Here is a 20,031-nt window from a genome sequence, read left to right as displayed (position 1 = left end):
GGGCTACTCGAAGTCGGCGGCGAGCCGGGGGAACACCTCGCACTTCGTGGGCGTCCCCTCGATTTCGGAGAAGCCGTGCTGGAAGTCGTGGTCCTTGGTGACCGTCTCACCAGGGCCCGCGGAGAAGCCCCAGGTCACCGCCGCGACCACCTTGCTCGCGGCGTCCCGGCAGATCAGCACCGCGATGTTTTTGTCGATGGCCTCGGCGTAGCCGTTCGTGAACGAGGTCTTCACCTGCCACGGGGTCCGGGTGCCGTCCCCGCTGAGCGTCGCCTTCTTGTCCGTGAAACCGCCGTCTCCGGCGGGCGTCACCTTGACGTCGATCGGCTTGAGGTCGACGGTGACCTTGGCGGGCAGCTTCTTGCCGACGTCCATGGCGACCGGCATCGTGCTCGACGGGGGCAGCACCACGGTCGCGGAGTCCCCGATCGCTTCCACCGGGGCGCCCGCCGAGTCCACTGGGTGGAACTTCATCCTGGCCACGACGACACGGGACTCGTTGTTGCGCACGACGGCGAACATCCGGCCGGTGGCCGCACCCGTCTCGACGACCTCGATGTCCGCGTTCTGGTCGGCGGGCTTCTCAGTGGACTGCTCGGCGGGCCGTTCCGAAGTGGCCCCCGGGGCGCCTGCCCCGGCATCGCTCTGGCAGCCCGCCGCCAGCACGGTCGCGGCGATCGCGGCCAGGGTCAGCACGGATCGAGGAAACCCCACGAACAGCTCCAATCAGGTGAGCGGACGCGGAGACATCCCAGCATTGCGGGCCACACGTGTGTCATCCCCAGCGACCGACATAGCGGCATCGACGCGGGGGTGAGCCTATCGGCTGGACCCGGACCGCGTCGGCCGAACGGCCAGGTCAGCCGTTCGCCCGCGTCTCGCGGTACTCGCGTTGCAGCACCGCGCGCTCGCCTCGACGCCGAACTCGTTGCCCGCCGGATCGGCGAACACCATCCAGCCCCGGCCGTTCGGCTTGCGCCGGTCGTCGACGACGCTGGCGCCCAGCGCGGCGATCCGTTCGACTTCCTGGTCTCGCGGCTGGTCGGGCTCCAGGTCGAGGTGGACCCGGTTCTTCAGCGTCTTCGTCTCCGGCACCCGCACGGACAGCAGTGTCGGCTGACCGGCAGGCACCGCCAGGCCCACCTCGTCGCCGGACGCGTCCTCGGGGTCGACCGGGTAGCCGAGAACCTGGCCCCAGAACTCGGCCGGCGCGTACGGCTCGTGCGGAGGCGCGCAGTCAAGGTGATGTGGCGGACGACTGAGGTCCCTGAATCTCCCGGTTCGGCGGACAGCTTGCGCGGACCATAGGCCCCCACCGGCTTTCCGGCGGCCCCGATCTACGGCGGCGCGGCTTAGCCGCCGGTCCGCGGTGTCAGCGCCAGGGTTCGGCCGCCCAGCGGTTGGACCGCCCGGGCGTTGCCGCCGGTGAACAGCTGCTGGAAGCGGTCGATGGTCGCTTGCGACACGGTCATGCCCGTCGCCAGGAACCATCGCACCCCTTCGGTGAACGGGGCGGTGGTGAGGGAACCGGTGTAGCTCAACATGAGGCGGTTGGCGGGCAGCAAGGTCCCCAACTCGATGTCGGGCACGTCGACCGGTTCACCGCACTCCGGTGCGAGCCTCGCGAGTACACTGTCCACAGTGGACCTCGTGCCCGGGCGCAGCGGCACGCCGATCACCAGGAGTCCGCCGTCGGCGGCGCGGTGGACCAGGTGCATCTCCAGCGGGTCCGCCCGCCCGCCGACCCGGTGCTCGGCGGGCGTGTGGAAGTGGAACTGCACCAGGTCGTAGCGCACGCCCGCCAGCGTCACGTGCCCGGACCCCGGCTCGACCGCGGCCTCCTCGGTTTCCTCCGCTTGGCGCGTAACGCATCCAGTCGGGCTGGACAGGTCCTTGCGCACGTATTCCAGCTCCACATCCGTGCGCCAGTATGAGACCGAGAGCCTGGGCTGGGCGGGATCGAATCTGATCGCGTCGAAGGTGACGTCGATCGGGCTTTGCGCGGGCTCCCGCGACTGCGCGGCCCCGCCGGTGGCGGTGACCATTGCTACGGCGAGCACGAGAGGAACAACGATGAGGCCACGACGTGCCACGGCTCAGAACCTTTCGGGTCCCGGGCGGACGTCGATACGCCCATCCGGAGTGATCACCCAGGTGGATGACGCACAAGAGAATGAGCCTGATCTTTGACCTGTATTAACCCATTCGCAAGTTCCTGGAAACGGTCATATGTAGTCGAATCCGGCAAACAGACCGAATTTGGGGCGCTATACAGGGTGATTTGGACTACTTTCCGGTCGATCACGCCGCTGGGCCTGCACCACGGAGGCATTGCCCATACGTTCGGACCGTGCCCACACGGAGTCGTCTCGTCGCCCTCGTCCTCGCCGCGTTCGCGGTCGCCTCGACAACGCGGGCGGCCACGGCGGGTCCGGTGTGGACACCGGGACCGTGCGGCGGGAACGACGGCGTCACCGTCGCGGTCGACCTCACCGCCGCGGGCCGCCCGGATGTCGTCGTCCGCTGCGCCCACGGCCACCACGGCGACGCTCGGACCGCACTCGAAGGCGCGGGAGTGCCCGTGCACGCCGGGGACCAGTTCGGCGCGTACCAGGACCGCGACTACGTCTGCCGCATCGAGGGGCTGCCGACGTCCGACCCGTGCGCCGGGCACTCCGACGGCAGGCCGTACTGGAAGGTCTGGCGCGTCGGTGTCGACCCGCTCGCCTGGCGCGGCACGATGACCGACGGCGGACCAAGCGCGGTGCGCACGTGCGCCGGCGCCCTGGTCGGATTCAGCTTCGGCGTGGGAACCCCGCACGACCCGAACGTCATGACAGTGGAGCCAGACCAGGTCGTCACCGACCCGGCCTGGCTCCCTCCAGCCTGCTGACGCTGTTGATCAGCTCAGTTCCGCTTCGGCGCGTTTGATCGCGGCGAACTCCTCCTCCGGCGCGTTCGCCACGAGGCGGTGGCGGCTGTAGAACCAGAAGTAGCCGAGTGCGGCGAGGAAGATGCCGCCGGTGATCGCGGCGGCGACCAGGTCGACCAGGAAGGTGGCGACCACGGCGGCCACCGCGAGCACCAAGGCGACACTGGTCGTGATCGCGCCGCCGGGGGTGCGGTACGGGCGCTCCAAGTCGGGTTCGCGCCTGCGCAGCACGATGTGCGACAGGTTCAAAAGGACATACGACACCGTGGCGCCGAACACCGCGATGTTGATGAGCAGCGCGCCCGCGGCCGCCGCGTCCTTCGCCGCCAGAACCGTCGCCAGGACGAAGCCGATGGTGCCGGGCACGACCAGGGCGAAGACCGGGGTCTTGCGCGAGCCGGTCTTCGACAGCCAGCGCGGCACGTAACCCGCCCGGGACAGCGCGAACAGCTGCCGTGAGTACGCGTAGATGATGGAGAAGAAGCTGGCGACCAGGCCGGCGAGGCCGACGTAGTTGATGATCTGGCTCAGCGCGTTCTGCCCGCCGTAGGCGAGCTTCACCGAGTCCACCAGCGGGTTGTTCGAGTTGGCGATCGCGGCCGAGCCGGAGCCGCCGGGGGCGACCAGCAGGATCAGCGCGGCGAACACGGTCAGCGCGCCCATCGCGGCGATGATGCCGCGCGGCATGTCCCGCTTGGGGTCGCGCGCCTCCTCGGCGGCGAGCGGCACCCCTTCGACGGCGAGGAAGAACCAGATGCCGTAGACGAGCGCGGCGAGCACACCGGTGATCCCGAACGGCAGGAACGCGCTGGCGCCGAACGCGTCGGTCGCCGGGATGTCGAGCAGCTTGCCCGCGTCGAACTTCGGCACCATGCCGACCACGAAGGCCACCAGCGCCACGACCGCGACCGCGGTGATCGCGAACATCACCCGCAGCGCCTCGCCGACGCCGCGCAGGTGGATGCCGATGAAGATCAGGTAGCAGGCCAGGTACACCGGCCAGCTGTTCGTCAGCCCGAACAACCCGAGTGCCTCGACGTAGCCGCCGATGAACACCGCGATGGCGGCCGGGGCTATCGAGTACTCGATCAGGATGGCCACGCCGGTGGCGAACCCGCCGAGCGGGCCGAGAGCGCGTCGCGCGAAGCCGTAGCCCGCCCCCGCGACGGGCAGGGCCGACGACATCTCCGCGAGCCCGAACACCATGCAGCCGTACATGACCGCCATCAGCACGGTCGCGATGAGCAGCCCGCCCCAGCCGCCCTTGGACAGGCCGAAGTTCCATCCCGCGAAGTCGCCGGAGATGACGTAGGAGACCCCGAGTCCGGCCAGCAGCAGCCACCCCGCGGCGCCTCGTTTGAGCTGCCGCTGCCGCAGATAGTCCGCGTCGACCTCGCTGTATTCGACGTGCTCGCGGTTCCGTTGCACGGACACGGTGCCTCCCGAATGGGTTAATGGGCCGTGGGCGGTCCTTTAAAGTGGGGTAGAGGTTCCGCCGCTAGCCCGTTCTTGTCAAGTGTTACCAGGGGTTGGCGCTGTGGACCGCGCTTTGGCTGGAACAGGCTGTGGACATCCCAGGTTTAATGGGCTACAAATGCTCCATTGAACGAGCGGGAGGTGGATGGCGATGGGGCGACGCAAGGGCATGCTCACCGTGGCGGAGCTGCGGGCGCTGGTCGACGCGGGCACGGTCGACACCGTGCTGGTGGCGATCACCGACATGCAGGGCAGGCTGCAGGGAAAGCGGTGCGGGGCCGAGTACTTCCTCGCCGAGGTCGTCCCGCACGCCACCGAGGCCTGCAACTACCTGCTGGCCGTGGACGTCGACATGAACACCGTCGACGGCTTCGAGATCTCCTCGTGGGAAAGGGGATACGGCGACTGCGTCCTGCGGCCCGACCTGGACACGCTGCGCCTGGTCCCCTGGCAGGAGGGCACCGCGCTGGTCCTCGCCGACGTCGAGTGGGTCGGCGGCGGCGAGGTCGCACCGTCGCCCCGGCAGGTGCTGCGCCGTCAGCTCGACCGGCTCGCCGAGCGCGGCCTGGGCGCCTACGTCGGCACCGAACTGGAGTTCGTCGTCTTCGACGAGACCTACGAGCAGGCCTGGCAGCGCGGCTACCGCGACCTGACGCCCGCGAACCAGTACAACGTCGACTACTCGATGATCGGGACCGGCCGCGTCGAGCCGCTGCTGCGCCGCATCCGCAACGAGATGACCGGCGCCGGGATGTACGTGGAGTCGGCCAAAGGTGAATGCGCCCCCGGCCAGCACGAGATCGCGTTCCGCTACACCGATGCGCTGTCCACTTGCGACAACCACAGCATCTACAAGACCGGCGCGAAGGAGATCGCCGCCCAGGAGGGCAAGAGCCTGACCTTCATGGCCAAGTACGACCAGCGCGAAGGCAACTCCTGCCACATCCACCTGAGCCTGCGCGCGACCGACGGCGACGCCGTGCTGGCGGGGGAGTCGGCCTCGGGATTCTCTTCGCTGATGGAGCACTTCCTCGCGGGTCAGCTGGCCTGCCTGCGCGAGTTCACCTACTTCTACGCGCCCAACATCAACTCCTACAAACGTTACGTGCCGGGGAGTTTCGCGCCCACCGCGATCGCCTGGGGCGTGGACAACCGCACCTGCGCGCTGCGCGTGGTCGGGCACGGCGAGTCGCTGCGGGTGGAGAACCGGGTGCCGGGCGGCGACGTCAACCCGTACCTCGCGGTCGCGGCCATGATCGCGGCCGGTCTGCACGGCATCGACAACGAGCTGCCGCTGGAGCCCGCGCTGACCGGCAACGCCTACACCTCCGGCCGGGCCACCGTGCCCACCACGCTGCGGGAGGCCGCCGAAGTGCTGGCGCGGAGCAAGGCCGCCCGGCTCGCCTTCGGCGACGACGTGATCGAGCACTACCTCAACGCGGCCAAGGTGGAACTGACCGCCTACGACGCCGCCGTCACCGACTGGGAGAAGGTCCGTGCCTTCGAGCGCCTCTAGGCCGGTCATCGGGCTCACCACGTACCGGGAGCGGGCCCGGTTCGGTGTGTGGGACACCGACGCCGCCATCCTGCACGGTGACTACGTCAACGCGGTCGTGGCCGCGGGCGGTGTGCCTGTGCTGCTGCCGCCCATCGGCGGTGGCGCGCCCGAGCTGGCCGGGCTCGTCGATGGCCTCGTCCTCACCGGCGGGTCCGACGTCGACCCGGGGCGCTACGGCGAGTCGCCCCACCGCACCACCGTGAGCATGCCGGACCGCGACGCTTTCGAGTTCGCCCTGCTCAATGCCGCGCTCACCGAGAAAGTGCCCGTCTTCGGCGTCTGCCGGGGAATGCAGGTGCTCGCCGTCGCCCTCGGCGGGACCCTGACCCAGCACCTGCCGGAGGCGACCGGCTCGGCCGACCACCAGCCCGCGACCGCGACCTTCGGCAAGAGCGAGGTCCGGCTCGACGAGGGCAGTCGGGCCGCCGACATCCTCGGCGGCCGCGCGACGGCGCACTGCTACCACCACCAGGCCGTCGCCACGCTCGGCCCGGAGCTGCGTGCCGTCGGCCGGGCGGCGGACGGCACGGTCGAGGCCGTCGAGCGACTCGGCGACCAGTTCGTCCTCGGCGTGCAGTGGCACCCCGAGCAGCAGTCCGATGATGTGCGGCTCTTCGCGGCCCTGGTCGCCGCCGCGCGCCGCTACCGCGAGGAGAGGGCATGACAGCCAAGTTCGACGTGATCAACCCGGCCACCGAGCAGGTCGTGGACTCGGTCCGGCTGGTCACGGCCGAGGAGACCGACACCGCGATCGCCCGCGCGGCCAAGGCGTTCCCGGCCTGGCGGGCGGTCGCGCCGGGGGACCGGGCGCGACTGCTGCGCCGCTTCGCCGAGGCGGTCGACGCCGACCTGGAGAACCTTGCCCGCCTTGAGGTGCTCAACGCCGGTCACACCATCGGCAACGCGCGCTGGGAGGCGGGCAACGTCCGCGACGTGCTGCACTACTACGCGGCGGCCCCGGAGCGGCTGTTCGGCAGGCAGATCCCGGTGCCCGGGGGAGTGGACCTGACCTTCGCCGAACCGTTGGGCGTGGTGGGGGTGATCGTGCCGTGGAACTTCCCGATGCCGATCGCGTCGTGGGGTTTCGCACCGGCGCTCGCGGCGGGCAACACCGTCGTGCTCAAGCCCGCCGAGCTGACTCCGCTCACCGCGCTGCGGCTGGCGGAGTTGGCGCATCAGGCGGGTATCCCGCAGGACGTGTTCCAGGTGCTGCCGGGCAAGGGGTCGGTCGTGGGGCAGCGGTTCGTCACGCATCCGTTGGTGCGCAAGGTGGTCTTCACCGGGTCCACAGAGGTCGGCAAGCAGATCATGGCGGGTTGCGCCGACCAGGTGAAGCGGGTGACCCTGGAGCTGGGCGGGAAGAACGCCAACATCGTCTTCGCCGACGCCGACCTGGAGAAGGCCGCCGCTGCGGCGCCCTACGGGGTGTTCGACAACGCAGGCCAGGACTGCTGTGCCCGGTCGCGCATCCTGGTGCAGAAGTCGGTCTACGACCGGTTCATGGAGCTGCTCGAACCGGCCGTACGCGGCGTCGTGGTCGGCGACCCGGGCGATGAGAAGACCGAGATGGGTCCGCTGATCTCCCACGGGCACCGGGCGAAGGTGCGTTCGTACCTGCCGGAGGGCGCCCCGATCGCCTTCCAGGGGACGGCTCCGGACGGGCCGGGCTACTGGTTCCCGCCGACCGTGGTCACCCCGTCGGGAGTCCGCGACCCGCTGGCCGCGGATGAGATCTTCGGGCCGATCGTCGCGGTGCTCCCGTTCGCCGACGAAGCCGAGGCGGTCACCATGGCCAACGACACCGACTACGGCCTGTCCGCCTCGATCTGGACCCGCGACGTCGGCCGTGCGCTGCGCGTGTCCCGGGCGGTCGAGGCCGGGAACCTGTCGGTCAACTCGCATTCGTCGGTGCGGTATTGGACACCGTTCGGCGGCTTCAAGCAGTCCGGCCTCGGCCGGGAACTCGGCCCGGACGCCCTGGCGGCGTTCACCGAGACCAAGAACGTCTTCATCGACACGGAGGGATGATCGGCTATGCGACGTTTCGAGGGCAGGGTGGCGGTCATCACCGGCGGCGCGAGCGGCGTGGGACTGGCCACGGCGCACCGCTTGGCCGCCGAGGGCGCCACCATCGTGGTGGCGGATGTGTCCGACGCGGCGGGCAAGGCGGTGGCCGAGGAGGTCGGCGGCCTGTTCGTGCACACGGACGTGACCGACGAGGAGCAGGTGCGGTCGCTGTTCGACACCGCCGTCGCCGAGTTCGGCTCGGTCGACGTGGCGTTCAACAACGCGGGGATCTCCCCGCCCGACGACGACTCGATCCTCACCACCGGCCTCGACGCGTGGCAGCGGGTGCAGGACGTCAACCTGAAGTCGGTGTACCTGTGCTGCAAGTACGCGATCCCGCACATGCGGCGGCAGGGGAAGGGGTCCATCGTCAACACCGCGTCGTTCGTGGCGGTGATGGGCGCGGCCACCTCGCAGATCTCCTACACCGCGTCCAAGGGTGGGGTGCTGGCGATGAGCCGTGAGCTGGGCGTGCAGTTCGCCCGCGAGGGCATCCGGGTCAACGCGCTGTGCCCGGGGCCGGTGAACACCCCGCTGCTCCAAGAGCTGTTCGCCAAGGACCCGGAGCGGGCCGCGCGCAGGCTGGTGCATGTGCCGGTCGGCCGCTTCGCCGAGCCCGGCGAGATCGCCGCTGCGGTAGCATTCCTTGCCAGTGACGACGCGTCGTTCATCACCGCGTCCCAGTTCCTTGTGGATGGTGGGATCTCAGGCGCATACGTGACCCCGGTGTAGGAGAGCAGATGAGTGTGCAGGCGAGTGCGGCACTCTTCCGACCGGTCCGTGCGGGGAACGCGTTCGAAGAGACCGTGGAGCGCCTGCTCCAGGCCGTCCGCCTCGGCGTCGTCGAGGCGGGTGGCAGGCTTCCGCCCGAACGCGAGCTGTCCGAGCGCCTCGGCGTCAGCCGGGTGACCGTGCGCGAGGCGATCCGCGCGCTGTCCGACGCCGGATACGTCGAGTCGCGCCGCGGCCGCTACGGCGGCACCTTCGTCAACGCGGTGCTGCCCCCGAAGCCCGCGGGCGACGGGGTCATCGACGCCGAAGAGCTGCAGGACGTGCTCTGCCTGCGGCACGTGCTCGAGACCGGCACCGCCGAGCAGGCCGCCATGCGCTCGCTCATGCCCGACGAGCGACGCCATCTCAAGGACGCGCTCACCGAGGCGTCGGTGGCCGACCTGGACGACTACCGGCGCCGCGACGCCCGGCTGCACCTGGCCATCGCGGAGTCCAGCGGCTCGACGTCGCTCACCAGCGCGGTGGCCGACGTGCGGATGCGCGTGGACGCTCTGCTCGACCGGATCCCGCTGCTGCAACCGAACCTGGACCACTCCAACACCCAGCACGCGACGATCGTCGACGCCATCCTCGGCGGCGACCCGGCGACCGCGCGTCAGGCGATGGCCGAGCACACCGAGGGCACGGCCTCGTTGTTGCGCGGTTTCCTCCGCTGAGTGTCCAGTGCGCGAAGTTGCGCGTAATGGTTGGTTTTCGTCTATTTGATGCTTGACGCGCTCATCTTTGTGCGCCAAGCTTCCTGTCCAGGCGAGTCTAATGGGTCACATTTGATCCATTAAACCCTGGAAGGACTGCTCATGCGAGTACCGATCCTCATCCCCAATCTCGTCCTCACAGCCGCCCTGGTGGTCGGTGCGCTGAGCTGGGCGCCGACTCCGTCCGCCGCCGCCGCGCCCGCCGCGTGCGCCACCCTCGACCCTGGGCAGGCCTGGCACGGCGACAACCGGCAGCGGCTCGACGCCATGATCGCCGAACACGGCCGCTGCGGCCGTCAGGGGCAGCGTCCGGTCGCCGTGTTCGACTGGGACAACACCGTGATCCGCAACGACGTCGGCGACGCCACCCTGTTCTGGGCGCTGCGCAACGATGTCGTGCGTCAGCCCGCCGACTGGGCCGCCACCAGCCGGTATCTGACGCCCGCCGCCGCGACGACCCTGCGCGCTGCCTGTGGCACCGCGGTTGCGGCAGGCGCACCGTTGCCCACCAGCACCGACACGCGGTGCGCCGACGAGATCCTGACCGTGTACTCCGCCGCTGAGACGACCACGGGGGCAGCCGCGTTCGCCGGCTACGACCACCGCCGGATGGAACCGTCCTACGCCTGGCTTCCGCAGCTGCTGGCCGGGTGGACGCCCGCCCAGGTTCGCGGCTTCGCCGCCGCCGCGCGGCGGGAGAACCTGGCGGCTCCGGTGGGGGCCACCCAGCTTGTCGGCACCCAGGCGGTGACGGGCTGGGTGCGCTACTACGACCAGCAGCGCGATCTGGTCAGAACGTTGCAGCGCGGCGGTTTCGACGTCTGGGTCGTGTCCGCGTCACCGCAGGACGTGGTCGAGGTGTGGGCCGCGGGCGTCGGCGTCGCGGCGAACCGGGTCGTCGGCATCCGCTCGGTCAAGCGGGCGGGCGCGCTCACCCACCGGCTGACCGGGTGCGGAGACGTGGCCGACGGCGCGGACAGTGTGATCACCTACATCGACGGCAAACGCTGCTGGGTCAACCAGGAGATCTACGGCGTGCGCGGCGCCAAGGCGTTCGAGTGGCAGACCGAAGACAAGCGGCCGGTGTTCGGCGCGGGCGACTCGACGACCGACCTGACCTTCGTCCGCGACGCCACGGCGCTGCGCCTGGTGATCAACCGGAACAAGACCGAGCTGATGTGCCACGCCTACCACGACCTCGACGGCCGCTGGATCGTCAACCCGATGTTCATCCGGCCCAAACCCGCGCAGACGAAGCCCTATCCCTGTGCCACAACGGGTGCGACCGACGCCGCGGGCACCCCTGTGCCGGTTGTCGACGACGCCGGACACGTGATCCCCGACCAGCTCGACACCGTCCACTAGGGACGGTCTGCTTCCCTGTCACCCCCTGCAGATAGGAAGATCATGGATCGCCGTAGCTTCTTAGGACTGGGCGCGGGCGCAGCGGCATTCTCCCTGCTGCCGCTGAGCGTGCGCACCGCGATGGCCGCCGCCGCGCCGACCGGCGGGCTCGAACTGATCGAACACGTGGTGATCCTGATGCAGGAGAACCGGTCGTTCGACCACTACTACGGTTCCCTGCGCGGTATCCGCGGCTTCAACGACCCGAACGCTCTCACGCTCTCCACCGGCCGTTCGGTGTTCCACCAGCCGTGCGCGGTGACTTCCGACCTGAAAGTAGGTCACCCCAACGGATACGTTCTGCCCTACGCGGTCAGCGACTACCACATGGCCGGGACCCCACACGGCTGGTCGGACGGCCACGCCGCGTGGGCCAAGGGCCGCAACGACGCCTGGGTGCCGCACAAGCAGACCAACACGATGTCGGGTTACCGGCGTGAACACCTGGCTTTCTACTACGCGCTTTCCGAGGCGTTCACCATCTGCGACGCCTACCACTGCTCGGAGATGGGGCCGACCAACCCCAACCGCAACCACCTGTTCAGCGGGATGATCGGGTACGAACCCGGCGGCACCACCCGGGCCACCGGCAACGCGCCCTACGGCAACCCGAACCACACCGGCTACACCTGGACCACCTACGCCGAACGGCTGCGGACCGCGGGTGTCTCCTGGCGGGTCTATCAGGAATGGGACAACTTCACCGACAACTCTCTGGAATACTTCAAGACCTTTGTGGACGTCGCACTGAAGGCGTTGGCGAAGACCGGATACAAAAAGGTGGAGGCGTTCTACGACGCGCTCCGCGGGGCGTCGAGCACCACCCAGAACACCATGCTCGCCCAGCTGGCGGAGGGTGTGGCCACGCTGACGCCCGCTGAGCGCGCCCTCTACGACGGCGCGCTGCGCCGCGAACGCAGCGGCGGCCTGCTCGCCGCGTTCAAGGCCGACGTCGACCGCGGCACGCTGCCCGCGGTGTCCTGGCTCGTGCCCAACACCGCCGAAAGCGAGCACTCGACCAACGGACCCGCCAACGGGGCCGTGCTCACCAGCAAGCTGCTCGACGTGCTCGCGTCGAACCAGACCATGTGGAACAAGACCGTCTTCATCCTGAACTACGACGAGAACGACGGCTTCTTCGACCACGTGCCCGCGCCGACGCCGCCGGTGGTCGGCGACGGCTCGGACGGCAAGTCGACGGTCCCGTTCGCCGACGAGATCGTCTCCGGCACCCCGATCGGCCTCGGCGCACGGGTGCCGATGATCGTCGTCTCGCCGTGGACCCGCGGCGGCTACGTGTGTTCCGAGGTGTTCGACCACACGTCGGTACTCAAATTCCTCGAACGGGTCACCGGCGTCGCCGAGCCGAACATCACCCCGTGGCGACGCGCGGTGTGCGGCGACCTCACCTCGGCCCTGGACCTGAACACCGCCGTGCCCGCCTATCCGACGCTGCCGGTGCCCGCGACGTCCAGCGGCCCTCGCGGCACGTTTCGCACCCCGCCGTCGACGCAGGCGTTCCCGCTGCAGGAGCCGGGAGTCCGGCCCGCCCGGCCGCTGCCCTACAACCTCGCGGTGAAGTCGACGGTGACGGCGGGTTCGGTGGCGTTCGACTTCGTCAACAGTGGGACCGCGGGGGCGCACTTCTCCGTCTACGCCAACCAGTTCCGCACCGACGGGCCTTGGCGGTACACCGTGGAGGCGGGCAAGTCGCTGTCCGACACGTTCACTGCCGGAACACCCACCGGCGCTTACGACCTGACCGCGTATGGCCCGAACGGCTTCGTCCGGCGGTTCGCGGGCAACCGGGTCACCGCGACCTCGGCAGGCAAGGCGAACCCGGAGGTCACCATTCGGTACGCGCCCGCCGAGGGCCGGGTGTACCTGCGGATGACCAACACCGGAACGGCGGCGTGCGTGGTCAAGGTGGTCGCGGGCAACCGCTCGGGCGGGCCGTGGACGTACCCCGTGGCGGTGAACGCGGTGGTCGAGGACTACTTCTCGGTGGCCGGAACCGACTACTGGTACGACCTGACCGCCACCGCGGACACCACCGACGGCTTCCTGCGCCGGTTCGCGGGCCACGTGGAAACCGGGACGGCGAGCAAGAGCGACCCGGTGATGGGCTCGGGCCGACTGTCCACTGTGGTCTCCTATGTCAGCAGCGAGGAGACGGCAGCCGAGAACGGTGCGGCCCGCAATGCCGTGGACGGCACCACATCGACGATCTGGCACACCCGCTGGTCGACCTCGCCCGCCCAGCCGCCCCACGAGATCCGCCTGGACCTCGGCAGCGCGCGGACGGTCACCGGCCTGACCTACGTGCCCCGCCAGGACGGCGGCGCGAATGGGCGCTTCGGTGGTTATGAGGTCGAACTCAGCACGGATGGGAGTGCTTGGTCCAAGGTCACCTCAGGCGCGTTTCCTGATGACGCGAAGACCAAGACCGTTCGCTTCTGGCCTTCGTCGGCCCGGTATGTGCGGGTACGGGTGCTGAGTGAGGCCGGTGGGCGTGGGCCGTGGGCTTCGGCGGCTGAGCTGTTCCCGATCGGATACTGATCGCATTCGGGGTGCACCCTGTCCGTGGTCTGGTTCGCCGGGCTTTGGGCGGGGTGCATCCTGTCTGTGGCCTGGTTCCCGGCCTTGGTCGGTGGTGCACCTTCGGGTGGTTGGAGCCTCGCCTGGGGCGTCGTCGAGGGTCCGGTCGCTCGGGCTGTTGTGGATGGGGATGGTGGGCGCGGCTTGTGTGGGTGACCCGACAATCACCCGAACTCGTCCGGTCGGGCATCCTGGAGGCCTGTGGGTGAAGCGGACGAAGGGAACCACGGAGGTGTCTGACCTCGGCACGGTCGTCGCTGTCTGCCGGGATGGTGGGCACCGTTTCAGCAAGCCCGTCGCCCCGTCCATCACCCTGATCGCCGGGCTTGGGGTCGAGGGCGACGCGCACGCGGGCACCACCGTGCGGCACCGGTCGCGGGTTGCCGTCGATCCGACCCAGCCCAACCTGCGCCAAGTCCACCTCCTCCACGAGGAACTCTTCGACGAGTTGGCGCGCAACGGCTTTCGGGTCGACGCCGGGCAGCTCGGGGAGAACGTCACCACCCGGGGGCTCGATCTGCTCGCGCTGCCCCGCCACACAATCCTGCGGCTCGGCGCCAACGCCGTCATCGAGGTGACTGGGCTGCGCAACCCGTGCGCCCAGATCGACAACTTCCGGTCTGGGCTGCTCAAGCAGGTCGTCCACCTGGACGCCGACGGTCACCTGGTGCGCAAGGCCGGGATCATGGCCATTGTGCGCCACGGCGGCCGGATTGAGGCGGGCGACCAGATCCGGGTCGAGCCGCCTCCGCCGCCGCATCTCCCGCTCGAACGCGTGTGAGTGCCCTCAGCCCACGGGTGGGCGGCTCGCGACCCACACCGCTATCTGGGTGCGGGTGGTGAACTCGAGCTTGGTCAGGATGTGCGCGACATGCGATTCGGCGGTGCGCTGGGCGATGGTCAGCCGCGCGGCGATCTCGCGGTTCGTCAGGCCCTCCGCGACCAGTCGGGCGATCTCGAACTCGCGCTTGGTCAACAGGCCCAGTTGGTCGGACTCGGCCGCGGGTTCGGTCGTGTCCTCCTCCAGCGCGTAGTGCATCGCGAGGTCACTGGGCAGCGCGCGCCCCTCGGCGAACGCCTTCTGGAACGCGGGCGCGCCCAGGGACCGCCGGTTCAGCTCCAGGTACTCGCGGTGCGGCTGGTCGAACACCGCGGACATGCTCGGCGAACTCCCGATCGCCGACCAGATCGCGCTCGCCGCGCCCAGCAGCATCGCGGCCCGCACGTGCCTGCCCTGCCGCTGCGCGACCCAGCCGAGCAGGTCGGTGCTGAACGCCTCGCCGAGGCGGTTGCCGAACTCCCGTTCCAGCCGCAGCGCCTCCTTGGCCGACTGGTCCGCCGCCTCGACATCGCCGTAGGTGATCTCGACCTGGGACAGTCCCCACAGCGACCACGCCCGCCAGAACGTCTCCCCGATCGCCGCGCTGGTGTCGATGGCCTCCTGCAGCATCGTCCGGCCCGCGGCCGGGTCGCCCGCGAGGCCGAGCGTGTACCCGTAGATGAACAGGGTGAACAGCTCGCCGCGCAGTTCGCCGTGTGCGCGGAACGTGGGCAGCACCCGGGCGAACGCCGCGGCTGCCTTGGACAGGTCGCCGCTGAACAGCGCCGCCATGCCCCACGCGTGGGCCAGGTACGCCTCCTGGACCGGGTCGCCGGTCGCCGTCACGAGTTCGCCCGCCTGCGTGAGCCGGTCGATCCCGGGTGGGATGTCGCCTTGCAGCAGCGCGAACCAGCCCGACATCCGAAGCGCCGCAACACGTTCCGGCGCGTCGGGCGCCGCCGCGGCCAGGGCGCGGTCCAGCCACAGGCGGGCCTCGGTGTGGAAGCCGCGGATGCCCCAGTAGTCGTCGACCCGTGTCGCCATTCGCAGACCCAACACCGCGTCGGCCGGGTCGTTGACGCAGAAGTCGAGCGCCACGCGCAGGTTGGCGTGGTCCTGGCGCAGCCGGTCCACCCAGGCGACCTGCCGCGCGCTGTGCCATTCGGCCTCGAACCGCGCGGTCAGACCGGCATACCAGTCGCGCTGCAGCCTCGACACCCGCGCCTTGTCGCCCGCGCGGCCGAGGCAGTCCTGGGCGTACTCCCGCAGCGTCTCCAGCATCCGGAAGCGGGCGACCCCGTTGTGCTCCTCACGAATCAGCACCGACTTGTCGAGCAGCCCGTCGATCAGGTCGAGCACCTGCGCCTGCTCGACACCGGGGCCGCCGCACACGTGCTCGGCAGCTTCGAGATCGAAGGTCCCGGAGAACACCGAGGCACGTTCCCACACCAGCTGCTCGGGCCGGGAGCAGAGCGAGTAGCTCCAGTCGATCATGGCGCGCAAGGTCCGCTGACGCCGCGGCGCGGTGCGCGTGCCGACCGTGAGCAGGGAGAGGCGCTTCGACAGCCGCTCCACCATCTGCCGCACGGACATCGACCGGATCCGCACGGCGGCCAGTTCGATGGCCAGCGGAAGGCCTTCGAGGCGCTCGCACAATCGCGCGAGGTCGGCGCAGTTCGCGTCGGTGACCGTGAACGACGGCAGCACCGCGGTCGCCCGGTCGACGAACAGCCGCACAGCGTCGTAGTTCGCCAGCTCGGCGGCGGAGGCGACATCGTCACCGCGCGGCACCGACAGCGGCGGCACCAGCAGCAGGTGCTCACCCTCGACGCTGAGCGACTGCCTGCTGGTCGCCAGGATCACCAGCTTCGGGCAGGACACGATCAGCCGGTCGACCAGCTCGGCGGAGGCCGCCACCAGGTGCTCGCAGTTGTCCAGCACCAGCAGCGCGGACCGGGCGCGCAGGTGCTCGACGACGGTGTCCGCCGCCGCCCGCGCCGACTGGTCGCGCAGGCCGAGCTTGTCGGCGACGAGGTTGGCCAGCAACTCGGGGTCGCGCAGCTCGGCCAGCTCGACGAAGGTGACCCCGTCGCGGAACTGTTTCTGGGCGCCCGCGGCGATCCGGCTCGCCAGCCGGGTCTTGCCCACGCCGCCCGGTCCGGTGAGCGTGACCAGCCGGACCGTCCCCAGCAGCCGCCGCGCCTCGGCGATCTCATGGCGCCTGCCGACATAGCTGGTGACGTCGACGGGTCTGTCCGCCTGGCCTCCCTCAACCACCATCGCTGCGCTCAAGATTCCACCGTGGGTCCGTCGACTCGATGAGAGTCACGCAGTGTAACCCAGGTCACGGACGGCGGATCCGGATTTCACTCAGTGGTCTGAGACCCGGCTGAGCAGGTACGCGCTCCCGTTCGTTGCGGGTGAGCTGGGCGGCGCGTTCGAACTCGGCGCGGGCCTCCTCGTCGCGGCCGAGTCTGGCCAGCAGGTCGCCACGGGTGCTCGGAAGCAGGTGGTAGTCCTTCAGGGTGGGCTCGTCGCGGAGTTCGTCGAGCAGTTCCAGCCCGACGGCCGGACCGAAGGCCATACCGATCGCGACCGCGTGGTTGAGCTCCACGATCGGCAACGGCGCGACCAAGGCCAACGCCTCGTAGAGGCCCGCGATCCGCAGCCAGTTCGTGTCCTCCGGTGTGCGGGCGCGCGTCGGCGCCGATGCCCTCGAACACCGACACGTCGAGGACGATGCCGCCCGCGTGATCTTCACCGGCGAAGCCGACCGCGAATTGGCGATGGTCTGCGCATCCCTGGCCATGTGCACAGTCGGACGGTTACTCACCAAAAAGTCGCTCACCCGAATCGCAAGGAGCCGAACCCTTCAGGCACCCAGCAAAGCAGCAGGCGAACCACCCCACCCAAAGCACGTCTGCGAATCACCACAAGGAAAGAGCGCTAATCGACGACCACGCTACTCATCCACCGCAACGAAAGCCCCGTAGCCGCGCGCTCAGCCCTGACCTCCATGGCGTCCCCAAGAATCGTCGCCCGATCGACCACGACCGGCTCCCCATCCATCCCATAAGTGACCCGGTCGCTCACGAACACCGGCACCCCCTGCGCCTGTCGCAGCAGACCGGCGATCGCGCCCTCGAGAATCGCGGGCCGCAGGCGTTCGGTCGCCCGGTGTACGACCACGTCATGCTCGGAAAGCGCCGCATACAGCGAAACCTGGGTGAAATCGACGCCACGCACCATCGACCCGTACGGCTGCCGCACCCACGACACCTGGTGCACCGCGGGCCTTCCCCCGAGCAACCGGACCCGCTCGACGCGCAGGGCCCGGTCGGTGCCCAGTTCGGCCGCCGCCCAAGCCGGGGCACGGCGGGTGCCGACGCCGACGACCTCGGTGCGCACCGTGTGGCCCTGTTCGCGGAGGTCCTCGGCGAGGCCGCGCAGCGAGTCGAGTTGGTAGGCCGCCCGGGGCTCGGTGACGAATGTCCCCCGCCCGGGCTGCTGCGACACCAGACCGTCGTCCTCGACCACCTGAAGTGCCTGCCGCAGCGTCATCATGGTGACGCCGTAGGCCGCGCTCAGGTCCCGCTGCGACGGCAGGGCCTGGCCGGGCCGGTACTCGCCCGAGCGGATCCTCGTGGCGAGGTCGGCGGCGATCGCGTGGTACTTCGGTTCACGGGGAACCTGTTGGTTCATCGGCACTCCGGTCGAGTTCGGTGCGCATGGCGTCGACGTCCGCGCCCACCTCGGCCGGACCCGCGCCGTCGATCACCCGGCGCATCAGCGCCGACGCGACGACCACGCCGTCGCCCGTGCGGCAGGCCTGCACCGCGTGGGCGGGGCGGGAGACGCCGAAGCCTAGCAACACCGGCCGGTCGGTCACCGCCTTCAGTGCCCGGGCGAGGGCGAGCCCGGACTCGGCGAGTTGGTCGCGTTCGCCGGTCGTGCCCATCAGGCTGACGGCGTAGACGAAACCCCGGCTGCGCTCGCCGATCTCGCGCAGCCGCTCAGGCGAGGTCGACGGGGCGGCGAGGAGCACCAAGTCCACTCCGGACGCCGCGGCGGCGCCTTCGAGTTCGCCCGACTCGCCGAGCGGGAGGTCCGGCACGATGAGACCGGACACCCCGGCGTCGCGCAGTTTGCCGCAGAAGGTCTCGACTCCTTGGCGCACAACGAGGTTCGTGTACGTCATCACCACGCGCGGCACGGTCAGGTCGACCTCGGCGAGTTCGGCGAGGATCCGGTCGGCCGAGGCGCCGCGGGCGAGCGCGCGGTCCGACGCCTCCTGGATGGTGCCGCCGTCGAGCATCGGGTCGGAGAACGGCAGCCCGATCTCGACCGCGTCGGCGCCCGCGTCCTGGTAGGCGGCCAGATAGCGCGTCCAGTCGTCGCTGATGCCGCCCGTGACGTAGGGGGCGAGCAGCTTGCGTCCCTGATGGCGGGCCGAACGCAGTCGCCCTTCGAGGGTGTTCACGACGCCTCCATGAGTGCGGGCATGTCCTTGTCGCCGCGGCCGGACAGCGTCAGCATCACCGTCGACCCGGTGGGCAACTCGGCCGAACCCGCCGCCCTCAGGACCCACGCCAGCGCGTGCGCGGACTCCAGCGCGCAGAAGATGCCTTCTGCCCGGCAGAGCCGGTTGACCGCGTCGAGCACCTCCTCGTCGGACACCGTCACGTACCGGGCCCGGCCGAGATCGCCGAGGTGGGCGTGCTCCGGCCCCACCCCCGGGTAGTCGAGGCCCGCGGAGATGGAGTGCGCCTCCCGGACCTGGCCGTGCTCGTCCTGCAGGAATTTCGACCGGTAGCCGTGCAGCACGCCGTTCGCGCCGAAGGTCATGGCGGCGCCGCCCTCGGCCTCGACCCCGATCAGCCGCGCCGGGGTGTCGACGAACCCGGCGAACGTGCCCGCCGCGTTCGACCCGCCGCCGACGCACGCCACGACGAAGTCCGGTGTTCCCGCCGTCAGTTCGGCGGCGCACTGGGCGCGCGCCTCGTCGCCGATGACCCGCTGGAACTCGCGCACCATCCACGGGTACGGGTGTGGCCCCATGACCGAGCCGATGCAGTAGTGGGCCTCGTCGACCGCGCCCACCCAGTGCCGCATGGCCTCGTTGCACGCGTCCTTGAGGGTGCGGCTGCCCGAGCCCACCGGCACGACCTCGGCGCCGAGCATGCCCATCCGAAACACGTTGAGCGCCTGCCGCTCGATGTCGCGCTCGCCCATGAACACCGTGGCCGACATTCCCAGCAGCGCCGCCGCGGTCGCCGTGGCCACGCCGTGCTGGCCCGCGCCGGTCTCCGCGATCAGCCTGGTCTTGCCCATCCGCCGGGCCAGCAGCGCCTGCCCCAGGACGTTGTTGATTTTGTGCGACCCGGTGTGCGCGAGGTCTTCGCGCTTGAGCAGCAGCGTGATGCCGAGTTCGGCCGACAGTCGCCACGCGGGCGTCAGAGCGGTGGGCCGTCCGGCGTAGACCGCGAGCAGCCGTTCGAGCTGCTGCCGGAACCGCGGGTCCGCCCAGGCCTGTCGGAACTCCCGGTCGAGTGCCACGCACGCGGGCACCAGTGACTCGGGCACGAACTGGCCCCCGTAGTCGCCGAACCGCCCGGTGTCCGAAGGCTCGCGCATCCCCGCGGCGGCCACGATGCCGCCGTGGCTGTCGCCGACGAGCGAAGTGTCCACA

16 protein-coding genes and 2 pseudogenes are annotated in these 20,031 nt (G+C 70.0%); 9 read left to right on the top strand and 9 right to left on the bottom strand.

The features are described from left to right. Window positions 1-3: 3 nt before the first annotated feature. From GPZ80_RS09670 to GPZ80_RS32570, 3 genes and pseudogenes are all read right to left on the bottom strand, one after another. Window positions 4-714 (bottom strand): hypothetical protein, encoded by a 711-nt coding sequence (locus GPZ80_RS09670; protein ID WP_187219955.1) that lies wholly within the window; start codon window positions 712-714, stop codon window positions 4-6. A 105-nt stretch (window positions 715-819) separates the two neighbouring features. After that, a pseudogene (locus GPZ80_RS32575) lies at window positions 820-1,164 on the bottom strand (VOC family protein); the annotation flags it as partial. Window positions 1,165-1,352: 188 nt separating this feature from the next. Then, entirely contained in the window at window positions 1,353-2,093 is a 741-nt protein-coding gene (locus tag GPZ80_RS32570) for a carbonic anhydrase family protein (RefSeq protein ID WP_312880227.1), read from the bottom strand. 257 nt (window positions 2,094-2,350) lie between these two features. Here GPZ80_RS32570 and GPZ80_RS09660 point away from each other — a divergent pair, with 257 nt between their 5' ends. Next, window positions 2,351-2,893: a hypothetical protein gene (locus GPZ80_RS09660; RefSeq protein ID WP_187219953.1), complete on the top strand. Its 543-nt coding sequence runs from the start codon at window positions 2,351-2,353 to the stop codon at window positions 2,891-2,893. Window positions 2,894-2,902: 9 nt separating this feature from the next. Here the strand turns inward: GPZ80_RS09660 and eat are convergent, their stop codons facing one another. Beyond that, a complete protein-coding gene (gene eat / locus GPZ80_RS09655) occupies window positions 2,903-4,366 on the bottom strand; it encodes an ethanolamine permease (RefSeq protein WP_187219952.1) in 1,464 nt (487 codons plus the stop codon). 193 nt (window positions 4,367-4,559) lie between these two features. On the opposite strand from eat, the gene GPZ80_RS09650 reads away from it, so the two are divergent. The 8 genes from GPZ80_RS09650 (at window position 4,560) to GPZ80_RS09615 (ending at window position 14,303) form a co-directional block, all read left to right on the top strand. After that, on the top strand, window positions 4,560-5,924 hold the full coding sequence (locus GPZ80_RS09650; RefSeq protein WP_246476922.1) for a glutamine synthetase family protein: 1,365 nt from the start codon (window positions 4,560-4,562) through the stop codon (window positions 5,922-5,924). After that, window positions 5,905-6,630 carry a gamma-glutamyl-gamma-aminobutyrate hydrolase family protein gene (locus GPZ80_RS09645; RefSeq protein ID WP_187219951.1) on the top strand — a complete coding sequence of 242 codons (726 nt, stop codon included), beginning with the start codon at window positions 5,905-5,907 and terminating at the stop codon, window positions 6,628-6,630. Before GPZ80_RS09650 ends, GPZ80_RS09645 begins: the two co-directional genes overlap by 20 nt. Further along, window positions 6,627-7,994 carry an aldehyde dehydrogenase family protein gene (locus tag GPZ80_RS09640; RefSeq protein WP_187219950.1) on the top strand — a complete coding sequence of 456 codons (1,368 nt, stop codon included), beginning with the start codon at window positions 6,627-6,629 and terminating at the stop codon, window positions 7,992-7,994. The genes GPZ80_RS09645 and GPZ80_RS09640 overlap by 4 nt, the downstream gene beginning before the upstream one ends. Window positions 7,995-8,000: 6 nt before the next feature. Next, on the top strand, window positions 8,001-8,765 hold the full coding sequence (locus GPZ80_RS09635; protein WP_187219949.1) for a 3-oxoacyl-ACP reductase: 765 nt from the start codon (window positions 8,001-8,003) through the stop codon (window positions 8,763-8,765). Between the two features lie 8 nt (window positions 8,766-8,773). Next, window positions 8,774-9,481 carry a FadR/GntR family transcriptional regulator gene (locus GPZ80_RS09630; RefSeq protein WP_187219948.1) on the top strand — a complete coding sequence of 236 codons (708 nt, stop codon included), beginning with the start codon at window positions 8,774-8,776 and terminating at the stop codon, window positions 9,479-9,481. 141 nt (window positions 9,482-9,622) lie between these two features. After that, window positions 9,623-10,885 (top strand): HAD family hydrolase, encoded by a 1,263-nt coding sequence (locus tag GPZ80_RS09625; protein ID WP_187219947.1) that lies wholly within the window; start codon window positions 9,623-9,625, stop codon window positions 10,883-10,885. Between the two features lie 42 nt (window positions 10,886-10,927). Then, the gene (locus GPZ80_RS09620; protein ID WP_187219946.1) at window positions 10,928-13,483 is read left to right on the top strand and encodes a phosphocholine-specific phospholipase C; all 2,556 of its coding nucleotides are present in this window, start codon (window positions 10,928-10,930) and stop codon (window positions 13,481-13,483) included. Between the two features lie 244 nt (window positions 13,484-13,727). Then, window positions 13,728-14,303, top strand: coding sequence for an MOSC domain-containing protein (locus GPZ80_RS09615; RefSeq protein ID WP_312880226.1), 576 nt, complete (start codon window positions 13,728-13,730; stop codon window positions 14,301-14,303). 6 nt (window positions 14,304-14,309) lie between these two features. Here the strand turns inward: GPZ80_RS09615 and GPZ80_RS09610 are convergent, their stop codons facing one another. From GPZ80_RS09610 to trpB, 5 genes and pseudogenes are all read right to left on the bottom strand, one after another. Then, the gene (locus tag GPZ80_RS09610; RefSeq protein ID WP_312880225.1) at window positions 14,310-16,634 is read right to left on the bottom strand and encodes an ATP-binding protein; all 2,325 of its coding nucleotides are present in this window, start codon (window positions 16,632-16,634) and stop codon (window positions 14,310-14,312) included. Between the two features lie 52 nt (window positions 16,635-16,686). Further along, window positions 16,687-17,055, bottom strand: a pseudogene (locus GPZ80_RS09605) (hypothetical protein); the annotation flags it as partial. A 233-nt stretch (window positions 17,056-17,288) separates the two neighbouring features. Next, window positions 17,289-18,044, bottom strand: coding sequence for a GntR family transcriptional regulator (locus GPZ80_RS09600; protein ID WP_187219944.1), 756 nt, complete (start codon window positions 18,042-18,044; stop codon window positions 17,289-17,291). After that, window positions 18,022-18,822, bottom strand: a complete 801-nt coding sequence (gene trpA, locus GPZ80_RS09595; protein WP_187219943.1) for a tryptophan synthase subunit alpha — start codon at window positions 18,820-18,822, stop codon at window positions 18,022-18,024. Before trpA ends, GPZ80_RS09600 begins: the two co-directional genes overlap by 23 nt. Continuing rightward, window positions 18,819-19,976, bottom strand: a complete 1,158-nt coding sequence (gene trpB / locus GPZ80_RS09590; RefSeq protein WP_187220098.1) for a tryptophan synthase subunit beta — start codon at window positions 19,974-19,976, stop codon at window positions 18,819-18,821. The genes trpA and trpB overlap by 4 nt, the downstream gene beginning before the upstream one ends. Window positions 19,977-20,031: the final 55 nt, after the last annotated feature.

Source organism: Actinokineospora xionganensis (genome assembly GCF_014323725.1).
Classification (GTDB): domain Bacteria; phylum Actinomycetota; class Actinomycetes; order Mycobacteriales; family Pseudonocardiaceae; genus Actinokineospora; species Actinokineospora xionganensis.
This window is presented reverse-complemented; position numbering and strand designations above follow the sequence as displayed.